The organism is Mycobacteriales bacterium, assembly GCA_035550055.1.
GTDB lineage: Bacteria > Actinomycetota > Actinomycetes > JAFAQI01 > JAFAQI01 > DASZTV01.
On record DASZRO010000026.1, the window covers coordinates 25,627 to 33,168 of the forward strand.

The 7,542-nt window shown below is 68.8% G+C and carries 9 protein-coding genes; 2 read left to right on the forward strand and 7 right to left on the reverse strand.

Translation table 11 applies throughout. The features are described from left to right. Window positions 1–24: 24 nt before the first annotated feature. From VG899_04250 to fbaA, 6 genes are all read right to left on the reverse strand, one after another. A complete protein-coding gene (locus VG899_04250) occupies window positions 25–561 on the reverse strand; it encodes a hypothetical protein (protein HWA65565.1) in 537 nt (178 codons plus the stop codon). A 24-nt stretch (window positions 562–585) separates the two neighbouring features. Beyond that, complete coding sequence (locus VG899_04255) at window positions 586–1,191, reverse strand: GNAT family protein (protein HWA65566.1); 606 nt, start codon at window positions 1,189–1,191, stop codon at window positions 586–588. 11 nt (window positions 1,192–1,202) lie between these two features. After that, a complete protein-coding gene (locus VG899_04260; GenBank protein ID HWA65567.1) occupies window positions 1,203–2,486 on the reverse strand; it encodes an adenylosuccinate synthase in 1,284 nt (427 codons plus the stop codon). 178 nt (window positions 2,487–2,664) lie between these two features. Beyond that, complete coding sequence (locus tag VG899_04265) at window positions 2,665–3,084, reverse strand: DUF3151 domain-containing protein (protein ID HWA65568.1); 420 nt, start codon at window positions 3,082–3,084, stop codon at window positions 2,665–2,667. Window positions 3,085–3,096: 12 nt separating this feature from the next. After that, window positions 3,097–4,764, reverse strand: coding sequence for a L,D-transpeptidase family protein (locus VG899_04270; GenBank protein ID HWA65569.1), 1,668 nt, complete (start codon window positions 4,762–4,764; stop codon window positions 3,097–3,099). 69 nt (window positions 4,765–4,833) lie between these two features. Next, on the reverse strand, window positions 4,834–5,859 hold the full coding sequence (gene fbaA / locus VG899_04275; GenBank protein ID HWA65570.1) for a class II fructose-bisphosphate aldolase: 1,026 nt from the start codon (window positions 5,857–5,859) through the stop codon (window positions 4,834–4,836). Between the two features lie 86 nt (window positions 5,860–5,945). Between fbaA and VG899_04280 the strand changes: the two genes are divergently transcribed. Further along, entirely contained in the window at window positions 5,946–6,581 is a 636-nt protein-coding gene (locus tag VG899_04280; protein ID HWA65571.1) for a VTT domain-containing protein, read from the forward strand. A gap of 36 nt (window positions 6,582–6,617) precedes the next feature. Here the strand turns inward: VG899_04280 and pyrE are convergent, their stop codons facing one another. Continuing rightward, window positions 6,618–7,154, reverse strand: coding sequence for an orotate phosphoribosyltransferase (gene pyrE / locus VG899_04285; GenBank protein ID HWA65572.1), 537 nt, complete (start codon window positions 7,152–7,154; stop codon window positions 6,618–6,620). A gap of 142 nt (window positions 7,155–7,296) precedes the next feature. Between pyrE and VG899_04290 the strand changes: the two genes are divergently transcribed. Continuing rightward, window positions 7,297–7,542, forward strand: a 246-nt coding sequence (locus tag VG899_04290; protein HWA65573.1) for a hypothetical protein, incomplete at its 3' end; no start/stop codon positions are given.

A 7,542-nucleotide genomic window follows, 5' to 3' on the forward strand; every position in this document is an offset into this window, starting at 1 on the left:
ACTGATCGCGTGCGAGGGGACGCGTCAGTCGACGCAGCTGCCGGACTGGCCGAGCAGGATCGTCACGGCGGTGCCGGCGTGCGATCGCTGCACGAACGCCTCCGCCTGGTAGCCGGCCACCTTGCCGAGCACCGGGAACAGCCCGTCGTGCATGCGACCGCCCGCGCACGGCCGCTGGTCCGGGTGACCGTGGATCATCGACTCGACCAGCGGCAGCACCTGAGCCGGCGCGAGCGCCGAGGTGGCGCACGCGTATCCGACCAGGCCGCATCCGGTCGGTGCGGTCGTCTTGGCGAGACCGGCGGGGAACGACACCCCGGCGAGGGCGTCCTCTGCGGTGGTGAGCCCGTCGTGGTCGTACGCACTTCGTACGTCGAGGGCGACGTCGACCGCCCCGAAGCCCACCAGCCCGATCACCACTACCAGCAGCACGGCGCTGGCGGCCTCGACGATCGTCACGAACCGCGGCGGCAGGGGTCTGCGACGCGCGGCCACGTGCATCGACGCCAGGACCGCGGCGGCAACCAGCAGACCCGCAGCGACTACGACGACGCGCGCCATAGCCAGTTGATCGGCCCGGCGAAGCTAGGACATGAGACGTGCTTCGAGGCCGCTTTTGACCTGCGGCCAGTCGTCGATGATCACCGAGTAGATGACCGAGTCACGCCAGGTCCCGTCGCTTCGGCGCAGGTGGCGCCGCGCCACGCCTTCGCGGGTGGCGCCGAGCTTCGCGATCGCCGCTTGTGAGCGGACGTTGATCACATCGGTGCGTAGCTTCACGCGTCCCAGGCCACAGTGCTCGAAGCAGTGCCAGAGCAACAGCAGCTTGCACTCCGGGTTGACCGAGGTGCCCCAGACCTGCGGGGTGTAGGCGGTCCAACCGAGGTGGACCTTCTCGTTGGCAAGGTCCAGGTCACCGAGACTCGTCGTACCCAAGATGCGGCCGTCGCGAGGGTTGCCGGGCTCGATGGCACGCACGACGTACTTCACCCGACCCTCCGCCGCCGCCCGCGCCATCACTTCACGCCAGCCGGCAGGCGACGTCGGGCGGCCCATCGAGCCGCCGTACCCCATCTCCCACACCCGGTCGTCGTCGAGTGCGGCGAACAGTCCCTCGGCATCCTGCTCGGAGGCGACATCGAGTCGAACGGTCCGGCCGACCAACGAACGGCCGTCGGGAGCGATCGCCATCTCCCGGACCCCTACACCAACGGACGTACGACGATGGTCTGCTCACGGCCGGGGCCGACGCCGACCACCGACATCGGCGCGCCCGACATCGTCTCGAGCGCATCGACGTAGGAGCGGGCCGCCTTCGGCAGGTCGTCGAGCGAACGGGCGCCGGTGATGTCCTCGTCCCACCCCGGGAAGAGCTCGTAGACCGGCTCGGCGTGATGAAACTCGGTCTGCGTCATCGGCATCTCGTCGAGGACCGTGCCGTCCACGCGGTAGCCGGTGCAGACCGGGATCTGCTCCAGTCCGGTCAGCACGTCGAGCTTCGTCAACACGAAGTCGGTGACCCCGTTGACGCGCGCTGCGTAGCGCGCGACGACCGCGTCGTACCAGCCGCACCGACGTGGCCGGCCGGTCGTGACGCCGTACTCGCCGCCCACTGTCCGCAGCCGCTCGCCCTGCTCGTCGAGCAGCTCGGTCGGCATCGGACCGGACCCGACCCGGGTGGAGTACGCCTTCACCACCGCGACCACGCGGTCGATGCGGGTCGGCGGGATGCCCGAGCCGGTGCACGCGCCGCCGGCGGTTGCACTCGACGACGTCACGAACGGGTACGTGCCATGGTCGACGTCGAGCATGGTCGCCTGTCCGGCCTCGAGCAGGACGAGCTTCCCGTCGTCGAGCGCCCGGCTGAGCAGCAACGAGGTGTCGGCGATCATCGGGCGCAGCCGCTCGACGTACCCGAGCAGCTCGTCAACGATCGCGTCGACCGCGACCGCCTTGCGGTTGAAGATCTTGACGAGGACCTGGTTCTTCCCGTCGAGTGCGCCCTCGACTTTCTGTCGCAGGATCTTCTCGTCGAGCAGGTCCTGCACGCGCACTCCGAGCCGCGACATCTTGTCGGCGTACGCCGGACCGATGCCCCGCCCGGTGGTGCCGATCTTGGCGTTGCCGAGGAAGCGTTCGCTCACCTTGTCCATCAGCACGTGGTACGGCGTGATGACGTGCGCGTTGGCTGACACCACCAGCTTCGAGCAGTCGATCCCGCGCGGCTCGATGGCGTCGATCTCGCTGAACAGCACGCCGAGGTCGACCACGACGCCGTTGCCGATCACCGGAGTCACTCCTGGCGTGATCACCCCGGAGGGGAGCAGGTGCAGCGCGTAGGTCTCGCCGTCGACGACGATGGTGTGGCCGGCGTTGTTGCCGCCGTTGAACTTCACGACGAAGTCGGCGTGCTCACCGAGCAGATCCGTGGCCTTGCCCTTGCCCTCGTCGCCCCACTGGGCACCGAGCAGCGCAATCGCCGGCATCCCGCATTCCCTTCAGTGCACGACCCGCAGGCTTCGCATCCCGCAGACCGCACGAAAGGCCCCGGGCCGCAAGCGACCGGAGCCTCTTGCGGAAAAAGGCTACAAGGATTTGGGCGGTCGCGCAGGCCGGTTGTCCGTGGCTGCGGTCGCTATGACAGCCGCAGCCCAGGACACGGGGTCAGGAGGCGAGCGCTTCCGCGGCGGCCGGGTCGCTGTCGGTCAGGAACTGGGCGCAACGCCTTGCCTCATCGGTTTCCCCGATCGCCTTCGCCGCTCGCGCGAGAGCGTGCAGGCAGCGCAGGAAACCGCGGTTGGGCTCGTGCGACCACGGCACCGGACCGTGCCCCTTCCAACCTGCGCGACGAAGCGCGTCGAGGCTGCGGTGATAGCCGGTCCGCGCGTACGCGTAGGACTCGATGATCGACCCCGCAGTGAACGCCCGGTCGGCGAGCGCGGCCCACGCCCCGGGGTACGCCGGGAACGCCGCGGCAACCTGCGCCGGGTCGTCGCCGCGGTCGAGCGCCTCGCGCGCGGCAGGGGTGTCGGTCAGGAAGGTCGGCGGCGGACCACCGAGCAGGTCTTGATGAGAGTGGGTCACCCGGTCAGTGGATCACTTGGCGTGTGAGTTCGCGTAGTAGATCCACACCGGAACGCCCACCGCAAAGACGTCGTAGTACCGGTCGACCGCGCTGTCGGTGATCCGCACGCAACCGTGGCTGGCCGGATACGGCGGGACGTTCGACCCGCTGTTGGTGTCGCCTTCACCGTGGATCGCGTCGCCGTCGCTGTCGAAGTACGACGGGCGGAACAGCGTGCCCAGCTTGTCGGTGACCAGCTTGTCGATCTTGTACTGGATGTGGAAGTAGCCGGTCGGGGTGATCGCGGTCGCGGCGTAGCCGGCCGAGTCGGTGTAGGTGTAGCCGCCGGCGGTCGAGGTGTCGAGGATGCGCCAGATCTTGCCGTTCTTGGCGATCATCAGGATCTGACTGGTCAGGTTGACCTCGACCGACGTACCCGTGACGTGCGGGTGGACGAGGTGGGGCGCCTTCGGGTGGGCGAGGTGCGACCACGTGCTCGCTGTCGCGACGCCGGTGCGGTCGAGGCCTTGCACCTTCTGGAAGGCGGTCACGGCGTGAAGCAGGTCCCAGCCGTAGTACGACGACTTCGCGCCGACGTCGTAGTGGAGCGCGCGAAGTCGCTTCTGCAACGCGAGGACGTCGGGGCCTTCCGAGCCGTAGCCGAGATCGCGGTGCAGCACCTGGATGTTGAGCACCCGGCTGGTCGCCGTGGTGTGCGTCAGGTCGCCGGGACGGACGACGCGTTCGTGCAGCGGCGCGTAGCCCGACGGCGTGATCGTGAAGCTGAAGTGCCCGCCCTCGATCTGAGTGCGCTTGATGCGGTGCCACTTCCTGCCGTGGCGCCGTTCGAGATAGATCGGACCGGTGAGCCGCGGCTTGATCGACCCGGTGATGTGGGTCGGGACCATCGCCGGCGCGGACCGAAGCGGAGTGACCTTGATCTGCGGCCGGACCGCCAGCGGCAGCGGGGTGCTCGCCGAGGACCCGAACTGCGCCGTCTGGTCGAACTCGACGCGGTACTCCCCGTTGGCCGCCGGTCGCAGCCGCCAGCTCACCCGGCCGTCCGCCGTCGTGGTCTCGGGCGAGGCGCCGCGCGCGTTGTGCCAGCTGGCGCTCGGCGAGGACCGGTACTGCAGCACGGCGAGCACTCCGGCCACCGGCCCGTTGACGATTCCTGACGTCGTCAGCTGCGCCCCGATGGTCGTCATGTGCCCGAAGATCAGTGACGACGGACTCAGCGAGGCGAACCACGACGTCGGCTGCTGAAGCGTGAACGTCGGGCCGGGATAGGTCGTCGCGTCCGCCACGACCTCGACCGGGCCCGAGGTGGCCCCGCTCGGTACGACCACGTCGAGCTGGGTCGCGCTCACCGCTGCGACGGCGCTGGCCTCGACGTCGTTGAACCTGACGGCCGCCGTACCGTCGGTGGGGAACGTCGCGCCGTCGGCCGCGGTCAAGACGACGGTCTGGCCGACCTGCGCGTAGGCGGGGGCCATCGAGAAGGCCTGCGAGCCGGACGGGTCGCTCGACGGCGAGCCGGTCGGCGGCGTAGCGATCGGAGCAGGGGCCGGAGTGGACGTCGAGGTCGGCGTCGGCGTGGGAGTGGCGTCAGCGAACGCCGAGGGCGCGCCGATCACCGCCGACGCGCACAGCAACGCCGTGCACCCGGCGGCGGCTGCGCCGCGCAGCCCGCGGGACATGTCCGGACTCCCCCACCTGATGAGACTGAAGTGCTCTCACGATACGGGTGGGAGAGCCGGTTCGGCGGGTTATGTCAGTTTCGTGCCAGTGCTCTTGAGGTCCTCGCAGCCTTGTACGACGCGGGCGGCCATGCCGGTCTCGGCCGCCTTGCTCCACGACCGCGGGTCGTACACCTTCTTGTTGCCGACCTCGCCGTCGACCTTCAGCACGCCCGAGTAGTTGGTGAACATGTGGTCGGCCACCGGTCGGGAGTAGGCGTACTGGGTGTCGGTGTCGATGTTCATCTTCACGACGCCATAGCTGAGCGTCTCGTGGATCTCCGCGAGCTCCGAGCCGGATCCGCCGTGGAAGACCAGGTCGAACGGCCGGTCGACGCCGAGCTCGTTGCCGACGAAGTCCTGACCCTCCTTGAGGATCTGCGGCCGCAGCTTGACCGAGCCCGGCTTGTAGACGCCGTGCACGTTGCCGAACACCGCCGCGAGCAGATACCGGCCGCGCTCACCGGGGGCGCCCAGCACCTCGGTGACCCGCAGCATGTCCTTCGGCGAGGTGTAGAGCTTCTCGTTCATCTCGTTGGAGATGCCGTCCTCCTCGCCGCCCACCACGCCGATCTCGAGCTCCAGGATCGTGTGCGCCTCGATCGACATGGCGAACAGCTCGTCGGCGGTCTTGAGGTTGTCCTCGAGGTCGATGCCCGACCCATCCCACATGTGGGAGTTGAAGATCGGCTCCTGCCCGGCCTTGACCCGTTCGATCGAGAGCTCGAGCAGCGGGCGCATGTAGCCGGCGAGCTTCTCCGGCGGGCAGTGGTCGGTGTGCAGGCCGACGTTGACCGGGTAGTTCTTGGCCGCCTCCCGGATGAAGGCCGCCAGGGCGACCGCCCCGGTCACCATGTCCTTCACCGTCTGGCCGGAGGCGAACTCCGCACCGCCCCACGACACCTGCAGGATGCCGTCGCTCTCGGCCTCCGCGAACCCGCGCAACGCGGCGATCGCCGTACTCGACGAAGTCACGTTGATCGCGGGATAGGCGAAGCCGCCAGCCTTCGCCCGGTCGAACATCTCGGCGTAGACCTCAGGACTGGCAACCGGCATGGCTCTGGCTCCTCGATCGAAGTGCTGGCTCGAGATCCGACTCGAGGCTGATTCTGCCCGCAAGTGTGCACCGATAGCCTTCGGCGGTGCAGCACCAGTACGCGCTCCTGTCCTCGATCTCGGCCAGCCATCTGCTGTCGACGTTCGGGGTCCTCGGCGTACTTGTCATCATCTTCGCCCAGACCGGCTTGCTGGTCGGCTTCTTCCTGCCGGGTGACTCGCTGCTGTTCCTGGCCGGGTACGCGACCGACCGTCACAACAACCTGCATGTCCACATGCCGTTGGGATGGCTGCTGGTCGCTGCCGCTGGCGGGGCGATCGTGGGCGGCCAGCTGGGCTACGAGGTCGGACGGCGGGCGGGGGCCTCGCTCAACGAGCGCCGGTCGCGGTTCTACAAGCGGGAGTTCGCCGAACGGGCCGAGCGCTTCCTCGACCGGTTCGGGGCGGGCAAGGCGGTGACGCTTTCGCGGTTCGTCCCCGTCGTACGCACCTTCACCTCGCCGATCGTCGGCGTCGCCGGCGTCGGCCGGAGCCGCTATCTGGTCGCGAACGTCGTGGGCGGGCTGATCTGGACGGTGCCCATCGTCGTACTCGGCCACTTCCTCGGGCACGTGTCGTTCATCCGCAAGTACGTCGAGATCATCGCGGTCGCGGCCGTCGTACTGTCCGTCATCCCGGCCAGCATCCACATGTTGCGCGCCCGCAGAGCGAATGGCACATAGCTACTGCCCCAGCAATGCACATTCGCCCGCTGCCCGCTAGTCGAGGCCGAGGTCTGCGAGAGAGTACGCCGCGCGGTAGTCGAGACCGGCCGCTGCGACCGCGTCCGCGGCACCGCGCTCGACGATGACCGCCACGCCGACGACTTCGGCGCCGGCCTCCCGCAGCGCCTCGACCGCGGTCAGCACCGACCCGCCGGTGGTCGAGGTGTCCTCCACCGCAAGCACCCGGCGGCCGGCGACGTCCGGGCCTTCGATCCGTCGCTGCAGCCCGTGCGCCTTGCCCTCCTTGCGCACGACGAAGGCGTCGAGCTTGTCCCCATCCGCCGCAGCAGCGTGCAGCATCGCGGTCGCAACCGGATCAGCGCCGAGGGTCAGCCCGCCCACGGCGTCGTAGTCGAGGTCGGCGGTCAAGGTGCGCATCACTCGCCCGACCAGCGGGGCGGCCTCGCCGGACAACGTCACCCGTCGCAAGTCGACGTAGTAGTCGGCCTCACGGCCGGATGACAGCGTCACCTTGCCGTGCACGACCGCATCGGCCTTGATCAGCTCCAACAACGCTTCCGCATCAGCCACGGCAGGGAGGCTACCGACCCCCGCCGAGCCCAACCTTCTTGGTCTCTCAAAGGGGGTCGAAAGACCCAAAACGTAGGTCTCGGCGCGAAGAGTTGGTCTGCTGTTGTGACTGTCGAGGTGCCGCGCTGCCGATCTTGAAGGGGTGAGAGTACGTAGCCGCTTCACCGCGCTTGGCGCGATCGTGCTGGCCGGCGTCATCGCCGCGTCCGCTTCCACGGTGCCGGCGGCAGCCTCCGCGTCCGGGCCGACCCAGATTCCGTTTCTGAGCCACGGCGTGGTCTCTTCCCACAACGTCATGTCCGGGCCGCTCGGCCCGCGAAAGGGAAAGTCTCCCTTCGGCTGGGTGATGGTGATCCACGGCGGCGGCTGGCAGATGGTCGGCCGCGAC